Source organism: Oceanisphaera arctica, from assembly GCF_002936955.1.
In the GTDB taxonomy this organism is placed as follows: Bacteria; Pseudomonadota; Gammaproteobacteria; order Enterobacterales; family Aeromonadaceae; genus Oceanimonas; species Oceanimonas arctica.
This window is the reverse complement of record NZ_MPZM01000003.1, coordinates 79964-97548: the sequence shown is the minus strand read 5'-3', so window position 1 is coordinate 97548 and position 17585 is coordinate 79964. Positions and strand designations below refer to the sequence as shown.

Genomic DNA, 17585 nt, shown 5'->3' with positions numbered 1-17585 from the left:
TGCTCACAGTACCCCCTTGCTGGAGGGCAGTTCGTTGCCTTCCACCTTGATGGCCTGGCGCAGGGCGCGGCCGAAGCCCTTGAACACGCTTTCCACCATGTGGTGAGTGTTGTTACCGGTCACCTTGAGGTGAATATTGGCGGCCAGGCTGTCGCTTAAGCTACGGAAGAAGTGAGGCACCATTTCTACCGACATATCGCCGACCTTGTCCTGACGGAAGTCACCTTCGAACTTCATGTAAGGGCGGCCCGAGAGATCCAGGGTGACGGCGGCTTCGCATTCGTCCATCGGCAGTACGAAGCCGAAACGGCCGATGCCGCGCTTGTTGCCGAGCGCCTTGCGCAGCGCTTCGCCCAATGCCAGGGCGGTGTCTTCCACCGTGTGGTGATCGTCTATGTGCAGATCGCCCTCGACCGCCACCTTGAGCTGAAAACCGCCGTGGGTGGCAATTTGATCCAGCATGTGGTCGAAAAAGTGCAGCCCGGAGTGGATCTGGTTGCCGCCCTGGGTATCCAGATCAAGCGCGATGCGAATGTCGGTTTCCTTGGTGGTGCGGGTCACCTCGGCGGTACGGCCGCGGCTTAGCAGGCGCGCTACGATCTGGGGCCAGCCCAGCTTTTCATGACCTACGTCACCGTGACCGTAATGCAGGCCCGGCAGACCCATGTTTTCGGCCAGTCCCATGTCGGTCTGACGATCGCCTATCACCCATGAGTCGGTAAAGTCGATACGGCCGGCCTGCAGATAGTCTTTCACCAGGCCCAGACGCGGTTTGCGGCAGGCGCAGTCGTCGTGCTGAAAGTGCGGGCAGACCAAAACGTCCTGGAAGCTCACGCCCTGAGAGCCGAGAATTTGCATCATCAGGTTGTGGGGGGCGTCAAAGTCGGCTTGCGGAAAGCTGTCGGTGCCCAGGCCGTCCTGATTGGTCACCATCACAAGCCGGTAGCCGGCGTCCTGCAGCTTGAGCAGGGCCGGGATCACGCCGGGCAGAAAGGCCAGCTTGTCGAGCCGGTCAAGTTGTTTGTCCACCGCTGGCTCTTCTACCATGGTGCCGTCGCGATCGATAAATAAGATACGTTCCTTAGTCACTTATTGCTCCTGTTGCAGTATCTGGAGTACCGCGTCCATTTCGGCGCTGTTGCCGATGGTGATTCGAATACAGTCGGAAAGCCCGGGTTTGCTGGCAAAGTCACGCAATATGATACCGGCCTTGCCCATGCGGGCAAAGACATCGCTGCCAGGCGTGAAGCGCACCAGCAGGTAGTTGCCGTTGGGGGCGAACACCTCTTTCACCTGAGCGTTCTGGCGTAACTGCCCGGCAAGCGTCGCCTTGAGGGCATTGATCTCGGCCACCCGCGCACGCATGGTCGCCAGCCCGCTATCGCTCAGGGCCTGGGCGGCAATCTGGGCTACCGGCTCGGGGATAGGGTAGGGGGCGATAACCTTGATCAGCAGGCCGATGACCTCGGGGTTGGCCAGCGTAAAGCCACAGCGAATCCCGGCCAGACCAAAGGCCTTGGACAGGGTGCGGATCAGTACCAGCTGCGGGTAGTCGGCCAGCAATCCGGCCTGAGTGGATTCGGGGCAGAATTCGATATAGGCCTCGTCCACTACCACCAGAGCGCGCTCTTTGGCGGCCTCGAGCAGACGCAGCAGCCCGGTTTTGTCTACCAGATCACCAGTGGGGTTGTTGGGCGAGCACAGGAACACCAGCTTGACGTTGTCGAGCTGTTTTATGATGCCGTCGAAGTCGGGCTGGCGGTCATCACGCAGCGGCACATCTATGATGCCCACGCCGTTGGTCTCGGCGCTGATGGCGTACATACCGTAGGTAGGCGTGCAGATCAGGATTTGGTCCCGACCCGGCTCGCAGAAAGTACGGATCAGCAGCTCTATGCCCTCATCGCCGCCGCGGCTGACCAGTACCTGCTCCGCGGTCACTCCCGCATAGCCCGCATAGCGGTTGATCACCTGGGGCGGCTGGCACTCGGGATAACGGTTCAGGCGTGCACAATCCAGTTGGTATTCACCGCTGTCGGCCGCTTCGTTGGCGTTGAGCCAGATGTGGCCCTGGCCGCCGATACGCCGGGCCGATTGATAAGGGGTCAGGGCCTGCACCTGGGCACGGGCCATTTTGGTGATGCTCATGCTTTCTTCTCCAGTTTGGCCAGCCGCAGGCTGACCGCGTTCTTGTGGGCATCGAGGGTTTCGGTAGCGGCCAGCAGCTCCACCGCCGGGCCGATGGCGCGAAGGCCTTCCGGACTCAGCTCCTGCACGGTAAAGCGGCGCTGATAATCGGCCAGCCCCAGGCTGGAATAGGTGCGGGCATAGCCGTAGGTGGGCAGAGTGTGGTTGGTGCCGCTGGCGTAGTCGCCCACTGATTCCGGGGTCCAGGCGCCGAGGAAGATCGAGCCGGCGTTTTTCAGGCTCGGCAGCAGGGCGCGCGGATCGGCGGTTTGCACTATCAGGTGCTCGGGCGCATAGGCGTTGGAGATGGCGGCAGCCTGTACCAGATCGTCACAGATAAAGGTACGGCTCTCGGCCAGGGCCTGACGGGCGATGTCGGCGCGAGACAGCTGTGCCAGCTGTTGCTCCAGCGCCACGTTGACCTTTTGTGCCAGCTCACGGCTCGGGGTGGCCAGTATTACCTGGGAGTCCGGGCCGTGCTCGGCCTGAGACAGCAGATCCGAGGCGATAAAGTCCGCATCGGCGGTGTCGTCGGCGATCACCAGCACTTCTGAGGGGCCGGCGGGCATGTCGATGGCCGCACCGTTCACATCCGAGGACACTTGGCGCTTGGCCTCGGTGACCCAGGTATTGCCGGGGCCGAAAATCTTGTCCACCTTGGTCACGGTCTCGCTGCCGTAGGCCATGGCCGCCACGGCCTGAGCGCCGCCTAGGGTATAGATGGCGTCCACACCACAGCGGCGGGCGGTATAGATGATGGCGTCGTTGATGGGCGGTGGCGAACACAGCACCACCCGTTCGCATCCGGCCAGACGGGCCGGAATGGCCAGCATCATCACGGTGGATACCAAGGGCGCGCTGCCACCGGGTACATAGAGGCCGACTTTTTCTATCGGCTGAAAGTGCAGTTCGCAGCGCACGCCCGGGCTGGTATCCAGCGCTATGGGTTGCGGCAGCTGTGCCCGGTGAAAGGTCTCGATATTGGTGATGGCCAGCTCGATGGCGGCCTTCAGCTCGTCGCCGACGCGGTCGGCGGCGGTGTCGATTTCCTCTTGTGACAGTTGCAGCGTGCTGCGCTCGGCGCGGTCCAGGGTGCGGGTCAGCTCAATCAGGGCGGCGTCACCGCCCTCGCGTACTTTCTGGATAATGTCGGCCACCTGGGCTTCACGTCCGCCCTGAGCCAAGGCCGGGCGTCGCAGCGCTTCTGCTTGCTCGGTGGTGTTCAGTTGATTCCATTCAAGAATATTCATGGCTTACTCCATCATCTTCTCGATGGGCAGCACCAGAATGGAGGAGGCGCCCAGGGCCTTGAGGCCTTCCATGGTTTCCCAGAACATGTCTTCGCCGCTCACCATGTGAATGGCCACCTGGTTGCTTTCACCGGCCAGCTGCATGATGGTGGGACGCTCGGCGCCGGGCAGCAGATCGATAACGGCTTCCAGCCGATCCTTGGGAGCGTGCAGCATGATGTATTTGCTCTCGCGCGCCTGTTGCAGGCCCTGGATACGGGGCAGCAGACGGTCGATAACCTGTTGTTTGGCGGTCGGCAGGGGGATGGCGCTCTGGATCAGCACTGCCTTGGAGCGGAAGATAACGTCGGTTTCGACCAGGCCGTTGGCTTCCAGAGTGGCACCGGTAGACACCAGATCGCAGATGGCGTCGGCCACGCCGGCACGCGGCGCCACTTCGACCGAGCCGTTCAGCATGACGCTCTTGAACTTGACGCCCTGACGGTCCATGTAGCGCTTGAGCAACCAGGGATAAGAAGTAGCGATACGTTTGCCTTCCAGGCTTTCCGGGCCTTGATAGTCGAACTCCTGAGCCACCGCCAACGACAACCGGCAGCCGCCGAAGTCGAGGCGCTTGAGCACGCTGTAATCGGAACTTTCGCCCTGAGCCTGGCGCTCCATCAGGGTTTCTTCCAACACGTTTTCGCCCACCACGCCGAGGTCAACCACACCGTCCATCACCAGACCGGGAATGTCGTCATCGCGTACCAGCAGTAAATCGATGGGCATGTTTTCGGCGTGGGCGATCAGGCGCTGCTCACGCAGGTTGAGTTTTACGCCGCAGCCCTTGAGCAGCTTCTGGCATTCGGTGCTGAGGCGGCCGGATTTCTGAATGGCGATGCGAAGACGATTTTGATCCAGTGTCATGATGTTGTGTTCCCTGTCTGTAGTCTGATAAATAAACTGTGTAAAAATGAAGCGGTAAAACGAAAAACCCCCGGAGCTATGCTTCCGAGGGTTTATGTATTCTGTCCTGCTGGAAGCCGCCAAGGTATAGGCCTTCCAGAATAAAATTCTGAAAGCCTAGTCGGGATGATGATGATGGTGCTTGGCGTTGTGCAGGAAGTTCATAATAGGGTGGCCTGTGTTTCTTCTAATAGGTCTGCGCCCACCTTAGCAAGCCGATCCGGATTTGCCAACCCCGGATTGCAAGAAACTTCCGGGCCAGTAGGCCGACCGCCGCGAGGCCGGCATTCTGGCTCAGGCGAAACCCTGGTGGACTATAGGGTAAATCTGGTTTCTTGCAGAAAATATAAATATTTATTCACGTTCTGCTGGTGATATATGTTGCGCTCTAGTGGGAAGACTGCATCACATAATCGGCAAACAAGCGGACTTTTTCTACCTCACCCAGCCGCTCCGGGTAGGCCAGATAATAGCCGTTGGCGCTGATCAGGGAATGAGACCAGGGCATGACCAGCTCCCCTCGGGCCAGCTCGTCTTCAATCAGAAAGCGGGGCAGCAGGGCGATGCCGGCTCCTGCCATGGTAGACCGGATCAGCATGTGGAAGGTTTCAAAGCGATTGCCCTGATAACTGTGCTCCGTGGTCAGGCTCTGGGAGGCGAACCAGTCGTGCCAGGCCTGAGGCCGGGTGGACAGGTGCAGCAACCGGTAACGGGTCAGATCCAGCGGTGAGTCCAGCGCCTGGCTGTTAAGCAGCACCGGCGCGCAGACGGGTACCACTTCTTCATCGAACAAGCGGTGACATTCCAGGCCGGGCCAGCTGCCGTGGCCGTAGAAAAAAGCGATATCAATGCCTTCCTTGTCGAGATCGAAGGATTCGACCTTTTCGCAGCAATCCAGGCTGATATGGGGATGACGGTCGAGAAAGGCGGTCAGTCGCGGAGTCAGCCAGCGGCTGCCGAAGGTCGGCAGGGTCGCTATCTTGAGCACATCGAGGTGGCTGTTGTAGGACATGATGTACTGGGACGACATTTCCAGCTGGGTCAGGATCTTGCGCACTTCGCCGATGTAAATAGCGCCTTCCGGCGTCAGACACAGGGAGCGCCGCACCCGCCGAAACAGCTTGCGGTTAAGGAAGGACTCCAGCTGGGCCACCTGCTTGCTGACCGCACTCTGGGTCAGACTGAGCTCGTCGGCCGCGCGGGTAAAACTCAGGTGCCTGGCGGCGGCCTCGAAACACTGCATGGCCGCAATGGAAGGTAGATAGCGCATGAATCCGTTCACCGATAGGAAATAGGTCGGCAGTATACCCGTGTCGTTCCGGAGCAGAAAGGAGGGCAAAGGGATCTGCTCCGCCGACCTTCTGTTTCGGGAATGAAAAAGAGGCAGCAGGGCTGCCTCTTTCCAATGCCTGAGTCAAAACTTGCGACGCAAGCCTGCGCGGGAGGTTAAGCGGTCACGGCTTGTTCTGGTCGCTGGCGCTGCAGCCAGTAGCTGAACGCAATCAGTGCCAGACCGGCGCCGGAGCTGATGGCGCCCGGCATCACCATGGCCAGGCCGGCGGCGAGCAGCAGGGCGCGTTCCGGCAGCGAGCTGGGGCGGATGAAATAGCCAATCAGCGAACTGCTGATGGCCATCATGCCGAGCAGTGCGAACGCCAGCGCCATCGCCAGTTCCGGCAGGTTCACGTCCACCATCACCAGTATCGGGTTATAGACGAACACATAAGGGATGATAAAGGCGCCGATGGCCAGCTTGACCGCGGTGACCCCGGTTTTCATCGGGTTGGCCCGGGCGATACCGGCCCCGGCATAGGCGGCCAGACAAACCGGCGGCGTAATGTCGGCCACTATGCCGAAATAGAACACGAACAGATGCACGGCAATGGGTGCCAGACCAAATTCGTTGATCAACGCCGGTGCCGCTATGGTGGCGGTCACCACGTAGTTGGCGGTGGTGGGCAAGCCCATGCCCAGCACGATACAGGCGACCATGGTGAAGATCAGCGCCAGGATCAGGGTACCGTCGGCCAGGTTGATGATACCGGCGGCAAACTTGGAACCCAGTCCGGTCATGCCCACCACACCGGCAATGATACCGGCGGTGGCGACGGCGGCGATCACCGGCAAGGCCACCCGCGCGCCCTGCTCAAGCAGAGACAACAGCGATTTGGGCGACAGCCGGGTTTCCTTTTTCACCATGCTGACGATCAGGGCGGCGGCAATGCCGAGCAGGGCGGCGCGCTGGGCGGTGAAACCGGCGAGAATGGTGCCGACCACCACCACCAGCGGCAGCAGCATATAACCCTGACGTTTGAGCAGTCCGAGTTTGCTCGGCAGCTGATCCTTGGGAATACCCAGAATGCCCTGTTTCTTGGCTTCGAAGTGGGCGCCGATGAAGATGCCGCTGAAGTAGAGTACGGCGGGAATGATGGCGGCCATCATGATCTCGGCGTAGGAGACACCAATATATTCCACCATGATGAAGGCGGCGGCCCCCATCAGCGGCGGCATGATCTGGCCGCCGGTAGAGGCGGCGGCTTCGCTGGCGGCGGCAAATTCGGGCTTGAAGCCGGCCTTCTTCATCATCGGAATGGTGAAGGAGCCGGACGCTACCGTGTTACCGACCGAGCTGCCGGAAATCATGCCCTGAAAGGCGCTGGCGATCACCGCGGCCTTGGCGCTGCCGCCGGTAAAGCGGCCGGTGCAGGCAAAGGCCAGATCGTTGAAGAACTGACCCACGCCGGTGCGGGTAAGTACCACGCCGAAGAACAGGAACAGGAAGATGAACTTGGCGGATATCTGGATCGGCGTGCCGAAGATGCCGCTTTCCCGGAACCAGAGGCTGACCGACACATCGGTCAGCTCGAAGCCCGGGTGAGACAGAATGCGGGTCGGAATGAAATTGCCGAACAAGGCATAGGCGATGGCGATCGAGGCGACGATGACGATGGGCATGCCTACGGTGCGACGGGTTGCTTCCAGCACGAACAGCACGCCCAGAATGGAAATGAACAGATCAAAGGTCGAGTAGCCGGTAATGCGGCCCTGCAGGATCTCGTTGAAGAACAGAATCTTGTAATAGGCGGCGAAGGTGGCGACGAAGGCCAGAATTACGTCATACCAGGCCACACCATTGCGATTGATACCGTGGCGACTGGCCGGATACAGCAAAAATATCATGCCCAGGGCCAGCCCCAGGTGCACAGCGCCCTGCTTCTGGGTGGGCAGGGTGCCGAAGTAGCCGGTGTAGAGGTGAAAGCTGGTCAGGGCGACCGCAAACAGGGTGACTATCCAGCCCCAGCGGCCGATGTTCTTTCTGAAGGCCGACTCTTTGTCGTATTTCTCGAGCAGCGCTTCCGGTGTTTGAGTGTTATCCATAGCAGATTTCCATTAACCAAATAAAAAGAGGCGGGCACGAATGCCCACCTCAATCCAGACCGGGATCGGTTACTTTGCCTTGATGCTCTCGAAAGAAGAGACTTTATTGCTGGCGCGGCTGACTATCTGAACCACTTCCGGGTAGATCTGGCCGATAAAGGCGGCGTTATCGACCGGTGAGCCTTCAAACTCGGCCTTGCCTTCGAGGGCGTTGCGGGCCGGAACATGCACAGACATCCCCAGGTCCATCTTGTCGTCGCGAATGCTGACCAGGTTTTCGATGGAGGCGCTGGTTTCCACGTTGGTGAAGTTGGCGCCCGGAATGTTGTTGTTCCAGGTGGTGGCAATTTCTCCGCCCAGCGGATAGTAGGTGCCGCCCTGGCTGCCGGTGCCGAGAATAAACTCATGCTTGGCAGTTACATTGCCCAGCTCGGCCACCGGCATATTGACGGTCAGGCCTTTCTCTTCATAGAAACGCTTGGCGCCCGGGTGGATCTTGAGTGCATCGGCACCGTTGAGGGCGTGTTCCAGGGTCAGGAACTTGGCTTGAGAGTGGGTGATCTGGTCGGCCTGATCGTACATGACCTTGGCCAGCTGGTAGCCCATTTCTTCGTTGATGGTGTTGGTATTGCCCATCATGACGGCGAAGGCGGCGATGGTCTGCACGTCGCTGTCCAGGAACTTGTAGCTGTCTTTGGAAATGATAAAGCGGCGGTAATCGCTGCTTTTCTCGATTTGATCGACTACTTCATCGGACAGGCTCAGCATTACCACATCGCCGGAGGAAGCCTGCAGGCTTTCGATACTGCCGGCCGGTAGACCCATGATGCCCATGGAGATATCGATGTTGCCATCCTGCACGCCGTCCAGGGCGTCACCGAAACGTTCCTGATAGGCATTGAAATCCGCGTCTTCAACGCCGTAGGCGCTTAGTACCATACGCGATACTTTCTGGGTGGTGCTGGCGGCGGGACCGATAGCGATATTGGCTTTGCTGCCACCGGCGTCACAACCGCTCAGGGCGGTGGTCAGAGTCAGGGTGGCGGCAACCAGTAATGTCTTTTTCATGGGTTCAATGTCCTTATCAGCCGAGAGTTCTGTCCGCTTCATCGTCAGTGTCAGCCGCTGGCTGTTGATGTCTCGCGTTCCCGGCCTTGCTGTATGGTCTTAAATGAGGGCGAAGCGTCTACCATTTTTTGTTCAAGATCAAACGAAAAATGGTAATAGATTCATTCCTGTTTCTCTGTTTTTCTGGTTCATTGTACCTTTATTGAGCTTATTGCTAGATGTTATTCATAATAATGGTGATCATATTTGGTAGTTTGTATTAAGGCTGGATCATGATGATAGAGAAAGCAGAAGTGTTATATGGATTCTTTCTGTCGCCGTGCGGCATGGTGCATCAACCCGGGCTTGACTAAGGTTAACGGTAAGGTGTTGTTCAAAAAATAACCAACTCAGGGAGGAGACATCACTTCGAAAGGACGAGTCACTCTGCTACTTACTGCCCCGTTCAACGCCTTGAAAACACGGCGCCTCACCCATCGGGTGATGGTTCTGTATCCAGGAATGCAGTGAAGCGAGAGGAGAGTCATCATGACCCATCAAAAAACACTACTGGCCACGGCCATTGTCTGCGCCATGGCCAGCGGGCCCGCATTGGCCCTGACCGATGCACAGGAACTGGATCAGCTCAAACGCCAGCTCGGCACCTTGCTTGAGCGGGTCAGTCAGCTTGAAACCAAAACACAGAATGCCGAAGCACGGGCCCTGGCGGCGGAAACAAAGGCCGAGACCATGAGTACGCACAAAGCACCGGCAGTCATCAGCTCGGGCAATGACAAGATAAGGGTCTCGGTGTCCGGTCATGTGAATAGGGCCCTGCTGGTGGTGGATGACGGCAAGGAAACCGATCTCTACCATGTTGATAACGACAGTTCCTCTACCCGGTTACGGGTGATTGGTGAAGGGGATGTCAGCCCCGAGCTGACCGTGGGGACCGCCATCGAGGTACAGCTGGAGTCCAATTCATCTTTCAATGTCAGCCAGGATAACGAAGCGGTGAGTGGCGACAGTATTTCCGACCGCCGGCTGGAGGTGTATTTCGATCACGACCGGCTCGGCAAGCTGTGGATGGGTAAAGGCTGGACCGCCAGTGAAGACAGCTCCGAAATGGACTTGTCCGGTACCGCTCTGGTCGGTTATTCCTCTACTGCCGATATTGCCGGCGGTATCAAGTTTCGCAATGGCGCCGGTAACCTGAGCACGACCCGAGTGGGTGACGTCTTTATCAACCTGGACGGTCTGAGCCGGAAAAACCGTCTGCGCTACGATACCCCGAGTGTGGCCGGTGTGAAACTGGCGGCCAGTGCGGTGGAAGACAGTGCCTGGGATACGGCGCTGACCTATGCCGCCGAGCATGGTCAGGGTACTGTGGCCGCCGCCGTGGCCTATTCGGATCAGCAAAGTAATGACGGCCAGGTGAACGGCTCGGCTTCCTTCCTGCATAACAGCGGGGTGAGTGTCACCCTGGCTGCGGGGGAGCGGGACAGTGGTGCTCAGGACCCCAACTTTGTCTACGGCAAGCTGGGGTATCAGAACCGGTGGTTTGACGCCGGTAAAACCGCATTTTCTGCCGACTACCATGTGGCCAATCATGCTCAGGTGAGAAGTGACAAGGCCAAGTCCGTCGGGGTACAGATGGTGCAGAATATCGACAGCTGGGCGACCGAGCTTTATGTGGGCTATCGCAACTACGATCTGGAGCGGGCGGGAGACAATCTGGACGATGCGGATGCGTTGATTGCCGGTGCCCGGATCAAGTTTTAGGAGTTGAGATGAAGATAAGCATCATGCTGGTGATACTGCTGTTGCTCGGCGGTTGTAGCGGGACCCCGGTTCAATACCACAGCGAACGGGAAATACCCGAAGGGCCGGGTCTGCTGACTGGCGCCGACGGGGCTTACCTGTACCAAAGGTAAAGGTTGGTTTCCAGCACTCGCCAACGCCGAACAAAGGGCCCGCTCCGCCGACTCGCCGTAAACCCTTCCATGGGGGCTCCACCGCGCCATCCCTGGCGCGGAGGGTCGGACGGAGCAGATCCCTTTGTTCTTCTTTATGCGTAGGTGTCGCCTGTTGGTGCTGTCTTCGGGCAACTCGGTGTTGCCTCTGGAACTCCGCCCCAGATATTAAATGGGATTATAATCAGGCGCCGAGCGCCTCACGTACCTGCTGGATGGAGTCGTCCTGTAGTTTGGTGTAGAGGGCGAACTCGTCCTGCACCGGGCAACCCAGAGCCAGCTCGAAGGCGGCCTGATTGGCATTCTGGGCATAGGCCTGATGCTGGTTGCCCCCCAGGTTGGACTGGAAGATACCGGCGGCGCTGACCGGCAGAAAGTCTTCATAGATGATGGGGGTGGCCTTTACCAGACCGGCCTCGATAAGTGTATCCAGCTCATGCTCATGGCTGGCGCTTTCCCCACCCTTTGCCTGCTGGCGCCCGGCCTCGGTCAGGCCATAGCGGAAATAGCCCAGCTGCTGTGCGCGCAGGCTGTCTTCATCGTCCGGAAAGTCGGCGAAAACCTCCGCCAGCTGGCGCTGATGGGCCTCGTTATCGATCTCGGCCGGCGCCTGGCGCGAGCGATTGAGCAGCTCGTCGTAGAGGGCGCGGCCCTTGGGCGTGAGCGCCATGCCGCGCTGTTCGATTTCACCAAAGCGAGCGGTATGGGTGCCGGTCTGCTCGCCGGCAAAGCGAACCGGCTCCTCCAGTGCGGTAAAGCTGGTCTGGCGCAGCAGTATGGGGCAGCGACGGCGGGGTGGGCCTTCGATCAGCGCCTTGGGGTTGATGCCCACGGCAGGCATTTGCTGCTGCACGCTGTCGATGTCCAGGGTTCTCGGCGTCAGGTGGTTGATATGGGGGCCGCGGAAGCAGACCACGTCGGCGATGAGCCGGTGGGCGTCCTGCAGGGCCTGGTAATTGGCCAGGCTGACGGTGGCCCCCTGGTGCCAGCGGAAGGTCTCCAGCACCTCGGCCACGAAGTGGCGGGCCTGTTCTTCGGTCAGGCCATCCTGAGCTTCGGCCTGGGCGACCAGTAACCTGGCTTGGGCGGTAAAGATATCGCGCCCGGCCAGTATTTCGGCCGCGCGAGCCCGAAGGGCATCATCTTCAATCAGCTCCAGGCGCAGCAACGAGGTGAAAATACGGAATGGATTGCGCCGCAGCGAGGCTTCATCGGTGGGGCGAAAGGCGGTGGAATGCACCGGCACCCCGGCTTCGGACAAGTCGTAATAGCTGACCGGGTACATGCCCATGATGGCGAAGACCCGGCGCAGCATGTTGAGCTCGGCGGCGGTACCCACCCGAATGGCCCCATGGCGTTCCAGACTCAGTCGGTCCAGCTCACCGTTTTCCTGCAATTGCTGTTGCATCGGCGGCTCGGCGGCCAGCACCTGGTCGTTTACCTCGGCCACCAGCTGCATCAGGGTGCCGTACTGGGGCACTTCCTGCTGGTACATGTGAGACATGGATTCGGAAAACAGGGTGCGGATATCGTCCGCGTGCAAAAAAGAGTCGTGCGCCATGATGCTGATGTCCTTTGACCAATGAGATGGTGATACCCAACCTTAATACCACATCAGGAGTGATGACAAACGGCGACTGCTCGCGAATGCATTCCATATTGGAATGCATGGCCGGGTTTATGGTCCGGGCTTGTGGTCGGGAGGGCCGAGTCCGCTCAGTATCGTTGCTGAACGGTGACAGCTCTGTATGCCTCTATGATGTGCTGAACGTCGGTTTCCCGGCCCCGTTGCACTCGTTGATAATGGCCGAGTGTTTTGCTCAGGTACCGGGAGGCGGTATCGGCCTGCTCCGGGCTGTGGGCTTGCCAGATCTGTTCGCCGACGGCACTCACCCTGCTCTGATCTTTCATGTCGTCGATCCGGGTCGAGACCAGCAACAGTTCGTAGAAGCGCCGGTTTTCTTCCAGCAGCCGCTCTTGTTGCAGATGAAAATTCAGCCGGATCAGTTGCTGCCGCAAGGTGAACTGATGATGGACAGGACACAGCAGAAAGTCGATGTCGGCATCCGGATTGGCCCCATGAATGGCGCTTACAAGTTGCACCATCAAGTCGCCACCCACACCGGCGATGATCACCAGCTGCTTGCCATCGTGTCGGGACAGGGGAAGGCTAGCCACGTCGATACAATGGACCTGCCATGCCGACAAAGCAGGTGAGGGCGATGCCGATGCCGATGACTGTGAGGCCATCGCGGGGTAAAAGCGGCGCAACCGGATTTCCAGCTCGACCATCAGCTCGGGCACGATATCGACGAAGTGAATAAAGGGCGCAGCCAGACGGGACAATAAAGAGGCGCCCAATAAACCGTGATCACAGCAACAATCCCAGATGTGGGTATAGCCTGTGGTGACCATGGCTTCGATGTGCTGGAGTCGTTTGCCGATTTTCATGATGAGCGCCTGCGGTACAAAGCGGCGCAGTATATCAGCGTCGGCTGGCCTTGCGTATTGGCCGTGCTCATGGCAATCCCGACGGAGGTATGATAACAAGGTCGGGATAACAACAGATTCATATGGGAGCGTTTATGTTTGAAGTCATGATGATACTGGGGCTGACGCTGGTGGCGGGCATGGCCATGCCGCTCGGGGCCCTGGTCGGCTGCAAGGAGCATATTCATCCGGACTGGCTGGAAAACGAATTTCGCCATTCGGTGGTCGCCTTCGGCGGCGGGGCTCTGCTGTCGGCGGTGGCGCTGGTGCTGGTACCGGAGGGCGCCTCTCATCTCGATATGACGACGGTTGCCTTGTGCTTCTGTGGCGGCGGCCTGACGTTCATGGCGCTGGATGTGTTGCTGTACAAGCTCAATACCCCGGCCAGTCAGCTGGCGGCCATGCTGTCGGACTTTATTCCGGAATCGCTGGCGCTGGGGGCGGCCCTGGCGCTGGGAGGAACAGGCAGCGCCCTGTTACTGGCCGGTTTGATGGCGTTGCAGAATATGCCGGAAGGGTTTAATGCCTACAGGGAGCTCGGCGCAACGTCTCGTTACAGTGGTCGCAAGATTATCACCCTGTTCGCGATGATGGCCTTGCTGGGACCAGTTGCGGGACTGTCCGGTTATATCTGGCTGGCGGACTCACCGACGCTGGTGGCCGGTATCATGCTGTTCGCCGCCGGCGGCATCCTCTATTCGGTGTTTCAGGACATAGCCCCGCAGGCGGTGCTGGAAAAACACTGGGCCCCGCCGATGGGAGCGGTACTGGGTTTCGTGCTGGGCATTATCGGACACATGCTGACAACACATGCGTGATGGGAAATTGGCTTATTGCACCGTACGCATCGGACAAAGGGCCCGCTCCACCGACCCGCTCAATGCGAATGACACTCACAGTTTCAGCCCACTGCGAACATTCACTGGATGTTCGGTCAGGCTGAAACTATTCGTCACGGCGAGACAAGCTCGCCCCCTCTGCGCTCAGCACATGACATCCGACCGCTATGGAGGGCGGGAGTGCCAGCATTGCAGGAACTTTTGCTGGCCCTGTCATGTGATAGTCGGATGAGCAGATCCCTTTGTCCTCCTGACTGCTCTGGCGTGGCCTGTTTGCGCCGTCTGTGTGCCACTAAGTGCTCCAGAAGAGGCAACAGAGAACGGCCCCCACGACCTGGAATTGGTATTACCTCTTGGACGACGACATAACAAAGCCGGATTGGTATTAACCTGGCTCCGATTTTTCCTCTGGGTTCAGCGCCTTGGGCGGCTGTTCTAACAGGTCGGCTTCAAACAGGGTTTCCAGCTCGGTCCGCGCCTGACGGTCGGTCTGGATCACGGCCGCCTCGTCGTCATACACCTTGTGCTGGTCGATCAGCACCTGTTCGTCGTGCTGGCGAAAACGGCGCAGGCGGGCCTCTATCTAGTGTCGCACGACCATGTTGAAAACGAAGTGCTAAAAACAGAATAGTCGGCTGCCGTGTCGCAACCGCTTTTGTTATCATGCCCTTTTCACATACGAGACTTGCCAGCCTTGGATCAAGACGACAGCAGCACGCTTTTTACCGAGCTCTTCACCGAACAAGGGCCGCTGGCCAGGGCTATCGACGGCTTTAAACCTCGTGCAGCTCAGGTAGAGATGGCGACGGCGGTAGGCCAGGCGCTGGATGACAAGATACCGCTGGTGGTAGAGGCAGGCACAGGTACCGGAAAAACCTATGCCTATCTGGCGCCGGTGCTGGCGGCGGGCAAGAAGGTGGTGCTCAGCACCGGCTCGCGCAACCTGCAGGAGCAGTTGTTTCATCGCGACTTGCCGACCTTGGTCAAGGCGATGAATTATCATCATCCGGTGGCCCTGCTGAAGGGCCGGGCCAACTACATCTGTCAGGAGCGGCTGGGGCTGCTGAACGAGAGCGTGCCAACGCTGTCGGCTGAGGGACTGGCCGACTTGCAGCGGGTGCGGCGTTTCGTGCCCATGACCCACAGCGGTGACATCGGCGATATTCCGGGTCTTGCCGAGCGCAGCGAGGTGTTGCCGCTGGTCACCAGTACCAACGACAACTGCCTGGGCCGTGACTGTAGTCATTATCAGGACTGCTATCTGGTCAAGGCCCGTAATCGGGCGATGGAGGCGCAGATAGTGGTGGTGAATCACCACCTGTTCTTCGCCGACATGGCGGTTCGCGACACCGGATTTGGCCAGCTGATCCCCGACGCCGACGCCTACATACTGGATGAGGCCCATCAGTTGCCGGAAATTGCCGGCCAGTATTTCGGTCAGAGTCAGTCCAGCCGCCTGGTGCTTGAGCTGGCGCGGGATCTGCGGCTGGCGCAAAAAGTGGAAGCCAAAGACATGGCCCAGCTGGGCAAGGCAGCGGATCAGCTGGAGTGTCATGCTCAGGACTTGCGGCTGGCCTTCGGTCATGACAGTAGCCGGGGGCAGCTGCGGCCCATGCTGGCCCGATCCGAAGTGGCGCAGGCGCTGGTTCGACTGAACGAGAGCCTGGCATTCAGTTACGAGGTGCTCAAGCTGGCGCTGGGGCGGGGCGAGCAGCTCGATCACTGTTTCGAGCGTCTGGTGGGGCTGCGTACCCAGCTGGACTCGGTCACGAGGGTCGAAGAAGACGGTTATTCCTACTGGTTCGACTGCTCGCGGCTGCATATCAGCTTTCACAAAACCCCGCTGTCGGTAGCCGAACGCTTCTCGGTAGAGCTGGCCAAAGATGCCGTGAGCTGGGTCTTTACCTCCGCCACCCTGGCGGTAGGGGACAGTTTTGCGCACTTTTGCGCCGATCTCGGGCTGTCAAAGTGTCGTACCTTGCAATTGGACAGCCCTTTTGATTACTCTCGCCAGTCCCGTTTGTGCGTGCCCCGTTACCTGCCGGAAACCAACGCCGCCGGTCGTGGCCGCTGGCTGGCCGAAAGCCTGGCCGACACCCTGGATGCGGTTCCCGGCGGCAGCTTTTTTCTCTGTACCAGTTACAAGGTGATGAACGAGGTCGCCGAGGTGCTGCGTATCCGGCTGGATCGCACCGTGCTGGTACAGGGTGAAGACAATAAGGTGCGGCTGCTGGAGCGTTTCAGTCAGGACGGCCGGGCTGTGCTGGTGGCCACCAGCAGTTTCTGGGAAGGCATAGACGTGCGCGGCAACGCCCTGCAATGTGTGGTGATCGACAAGCTGCCGTTCAGTGCCCCGGACGACCCGCTACTGAGCGCCCGGCTCGAAGATTGTCGCCGCCGGGGAGAAGATGGCTTTGCCCGGGTGCAGTTGCCCAAGGCCATCATTACCCTCAAGCAGGGGGTGGGGCGTCTGATCCGGGATGTACAGGACAAGGGTGTGCTGGTGATCACCGACGGCCGTCTGGTCAACCGGACTTACGGCGCCGACTTTATCAATAGCCTGCCAGCCATGCCACGTACCCGTAGTCTGCAGCAGGTGGCGGAATTTTTATCAACCCTGGAGTAATGAACACATGACCCGAATACTGGCCATCGACACCGCCACAGAGGCCTGCTCTGCCGCCCTTTGGCAGAACGGCGAGCTGTTGAGCCGTTATCAGGTGGCGCCTCGAGGCCATACGGACTTGATCCTGCCGATGGTGGCCGAGCTGTTGGCTGAAGGCGAATTGACCCTGAATCAGCTCGATGGGCTGGCCTTTGGTCGGGGCCCTGGCTCTTTTACCGGCGTGCGTATCACCCTGGGCGTGGCGCAGGGGCTGGCATATGGTGCCGACTTGCCGCTACTGGGCGTATCCAACCTGCAGGCGCTGGCTCAGGGTGCCCATCGCGCCTGCGGGGGCGAGCGGGTGCTGGCGGCCATCGATGCCCGCATGGGCGAAATCTATGTTGGGGCCTACCGGCTGGAACAGGGGCTCATGGTCGGCACCATTGAAGAGCGGGTACTGGCGCCGGAGCACTTTCTGGATACCACAGAGGCGGGCACAGATAGCTGGCAGTTGGGTGTGGGCTCGGGCTTTGTCACCTATGCTGAACTCATGAGTCGGGTAGAAGGACGATGTGAGGCGGTGCCCTTTCCCGAGGCCCGTGATCTGTTACCCAAGGCCGTGGAGTTATGGCGGACCGGAATGGGTGTTGCCGCGGCCGATGCGCGCCCTGTCTATCTGCGGGACAAGGTGACCTGGCAGAAACTGCCGGGTCGCTGACAGGAGCTGCAGTGAAGATTTTTTCAATCAGGCAGTGGGAGGACTCGGATTCCCCCCTGTTCTATCCCCAGCGGCCTTATCACCGCAGCCTGCAGTATCGCCAGCGCCGCCGGCGAAACAACCGGCGCTGTTTGCGGTTGTGGCATAATCGAC

The 17585-nt window shown here is 59.5% G+C and carries 15 protein-coding genes and 1 other annotated feature; of the genes, 5 read left to right on the top strand and 10 right to left on the bottom strand.

Annotated elements, in window-relative coordinates; translation table 11 throughout:
- Positions 1-3: 3 nt before the first annotated feature.
- From hisB to UN63_RS02535, 7 genes are all read right to left on the bottom strand, one after another.
- Positions 4-1089, bottom strand: a complete 1086-nt coding sequence (gene hisB, locus UN63_RS02565) for a bifunctional histidinol-phosphatase/imidazoleglycerol-phosphate dehydratase HisB (protein ID WP_104485212.1) — start codon at positions 1087-1089, stop codon at positions 4-6.
- Positions 1090-2148, bottom strand: coding sequence for a histidinol-phosphate transaminase (gene hisC, locus UN63_RS02560; RefSeq protein ID WP_104485211.1), 1059 nt, complete (start codon positions 2146-2148; stop codon positions 1090-1092).
- The gene (hisD, locus tag UN63_RS02555; RefSeq protein ID WP_104485210.1) at positions 2145-3437 is read right to left on the bottom strand and encodes a histidinol dehydrogenase; all 1293 of its coding nucleotides are present in this window, start codon (positions 3435-3437) and stop codon (positions 2145-2147) included. Before hisD ends, hisC begins: the two co-directional genes overlap by 4 nt.
- A gap of 3 nt (positions 3438-3440) precedes the next feature.
- Complete coding sequence (gene hisG / locus UN63_RS02550) at positions 3441-4337, bottom strand: ATP phosphoribosyltransferase (protein ID WP_104485270.1); 897 nt, start codon at positions 4335-4337, stop codon at positions 3441-3443.
- A 64-nt stretch (positions 4338-4401) separates the two neighbouring features.
- Positions 4402-4521 (bottom strand) — a sequence feature (His leader region).
- A 249-nt stretch (positions 4522-4770) separates the two neighbouring features.
- Positions 4771-5652, bottom strand: coding sequence for a LysR substrate-binding domain-containing protein (locus UN63_RS02545; RefSeq protein ID WP_104485209.1), 882 nt, complete (start codon positions 5650-5652; stop codon positions 4771-4773).
- Between the two features lie 176 nt (positions 5653-5828).
- Positions 5829-7760 (bottom strand): TRAP transporter permease, encoded by a 1932-nt coding sequence (locus UN63_RS02540; RefSeq protein WP_104485208.1) that lies wholly within the window; start codon positions 7758-7760, stop codon positions 5829-5831.
- Positions 7761-7829: 69 nt separating this feature from the next.
- Entirely contained in the window at positions 7830-8828 is a 999-nt protein-coding gene (locus UN63_RS02535) for a TAXI family TRAP transporter solute-binding subunit (RefSeq protein ID WP_104485207.1), read from the bottom strand.
- Positions 8829-9356: 528 nt separating this feature from the next.
- On the opposite strand from UN63_RS02535, the gene UN63_RS02530 reads away from it, so the two are divergent.
- Together UN63_RS02530 and UN63_RS17025 are read left to right on the top strand one after the other, a co-directional pair.
- Positions 9357-10589, top strand: coding sequence for a porin family protein (locus UN63_RS02530; protein WP_104485206.1), 1233 nt, complete (start codon positions 9357-9359; stop codon positions 10587-10589).
- An 8-nt stretch (positions 10590-10597) separates the two neighbouring features.
- Positions 10598-10741: a hypothetical protein gene (locus UN63_RS17025; RefSeq protein ID WP_181068152.1), complete on the top strand. Its 144-nt coding sequence runs from the start codon at positions 10598-10600 to the stop codon at positions 10739-10741.
- A 223-nt stretch (positions 10742-10964) separates the two neighbouring features.
- Here UN63_RS17025 and hglS read toward each other — a convergent pair whose 3' ends face one another.
- Both hglS and UN63_RS02520 read right to left on the bottom strand, forming a co-directional pair.
- A complete protein-coding gene (gene hglS, locus UN63_RS02525) occupies positions 10965-12341 on the bottom strand; it encodes a 2-oxoadipate dioxygenase/decarboxylase HglS (RefSeq protein WP_104485205.1) in 1377 nt (458 codons plus the stop codon).
- Between the two features lie 155 nt (positions 12342-12496).
- Positions 12497-13231, bottom strand: a complete 735-nt coding sequence (locus tag UN63_RS02520; RefSeq protein WP_104485204.1) for a tRNA (adenine(22)-N(1))-methyltransferase — start codon at positions 13229-13231, stop codon at positions 12497-12499.
- 134 nt (positions 13232-13365) lie between these two features.
- On the opposite strand from UN63_RS02520, the gene UN63_RS02515 reads away from it, so the two are divergent.
- Entirely contained in the window at positions 13366-14088 is a 723-nt protein-coding gene (locus UN63_RS02515; RefSeq protein WP_104485203.1) for a ZIP family metal transporter, read from the top strand.
- Positions 14089-14494: 406 nt separating this feature from the next.
- Here UN63_RS02515 and UN63_RS02510 read toward each other — a convergent pair whose 3' ends face one another.
- Complete coding sequence (locus UN63_RS02510; protein ID WP_219821050.1) at positions 14495-14650, bottom strand: hypothetical protein; 156 nt, start codon at positions 14648-14650, stop codon at positions 14495-14497.
- 153 nt (positions 14651-14803) lie between these two features.
- Between UN63_RS02510 and yoaA the strand changes: the two genes are divergently transcribed.
- Both yoaA and tsaB read left to right on the top strand, forming a co-directional pair.
- Positions 14804-16735, top strand: coding sequence for a DNA repair helicase YoaA (yoaA, locus tag UN63_RS02505; RefSeq protein WP_181068151.1), 1932 nt, complete (start codon positions 14804-14806; stop codon positions 16733-16735).
- 7 nt (positions 16736-16742) lie between these two features.
- Positions 16743-17432: a tRNA (adenosine(37)-N6)-threonylcarbamoyltransferase complex dimerization subunit type 1 TsaB gene (tsaB, locus tag UN63_RS02500; protein ID WP_104485202.1), complete on the top strand. Its 690-nt coding sequence runs from the start codon at positions 16743-16745 to the stop codon at positions 17430-17432.
- Positions 17433-17585: the final 153 nt, after the last annotated feature.

What these genes read in the sequence shown, in the direction of transcription:
- tsaB (WP_104485202.1), top strand. Translation starts at nt 16,743, where the DNA reads ATGACCCGAATACTGGCCATCGACACCGCCACAGAGGCCTGCTCTGCC.
- hisD (WP_104485210.1), bottom strand. Translation starts at nt 3,437, where the DNA reads ATGAATATTCTTGAATGGAATCAACTGAACACCACCGAGCAAGCAGAA.
- UN63_RS02530 (WP_104485206.1), top strand. Translation starts at nt 9,357, where the DNA reads ATGACCCATCAAAAAACACTACTGGCCACGGCCATTGTCTGCGCCATG.
- UN63_RS02540 (WP_104485208.1), bottom strand. Translation starts at nt 7,760, where the DNA reads ATGGATAACACTCAAACACCGGAAGCGCTGCTCGAGAAATACGACAAA.
- hglS (WP_104485205.1), bottom strand. Translation starts at nt 12,341, where the DNA reads ATGGCGCACGACTCTTTTTTGCACGCGGACGATATCCGCACCCTGTTT.
- UN63_RS02520 (WP_104485204.1), bottom strand. Translation starts at nt 13,231, where the DNA reads ATGAAAATCGGCAAACGACTCCAGCACATCGAAGCCATGGTCACCACA.
- UN63_RS02545 (WP_104485209.1), bottom strand. Translation starts at nt 5,652, where the DNA reads ATGCGCTATCTACCTTCCATTGCGGCCATGCAGTGTTTCGAGGCCGCC.
- UN63_RS02515 (WP_104485203.1), top strand. Translation starts at nt 13,366, where the DNA reads ATGTTTGAAGTCATGATGATACTGGGGCTGACGCTGGTGGCGGGCATG.
- UN63_RS17025 (WP_181068152.1), top strand. Translation starts at nt 10,598, where the DNA reads ATGAAGATAAGCATCATGCTGGTGATACTGCTGTTGCTCGGCGGTTGT.
- UN63_RS02535 (WP_104485207.1), bottom strand. Translation starts at nt 8,828, where the DNA reads ATGAAAAAGACATTACTGGTTGCCGCCACCCTGACTCTGACCACCGCC.
- hisC (WP_104485211.1), bottom strand. Translation starts at nt 2,148, where the DNA reads ATGAGCATCACCAAAATGGCCCGTGCCCAGGTGCAGGCCCTGACCCCT.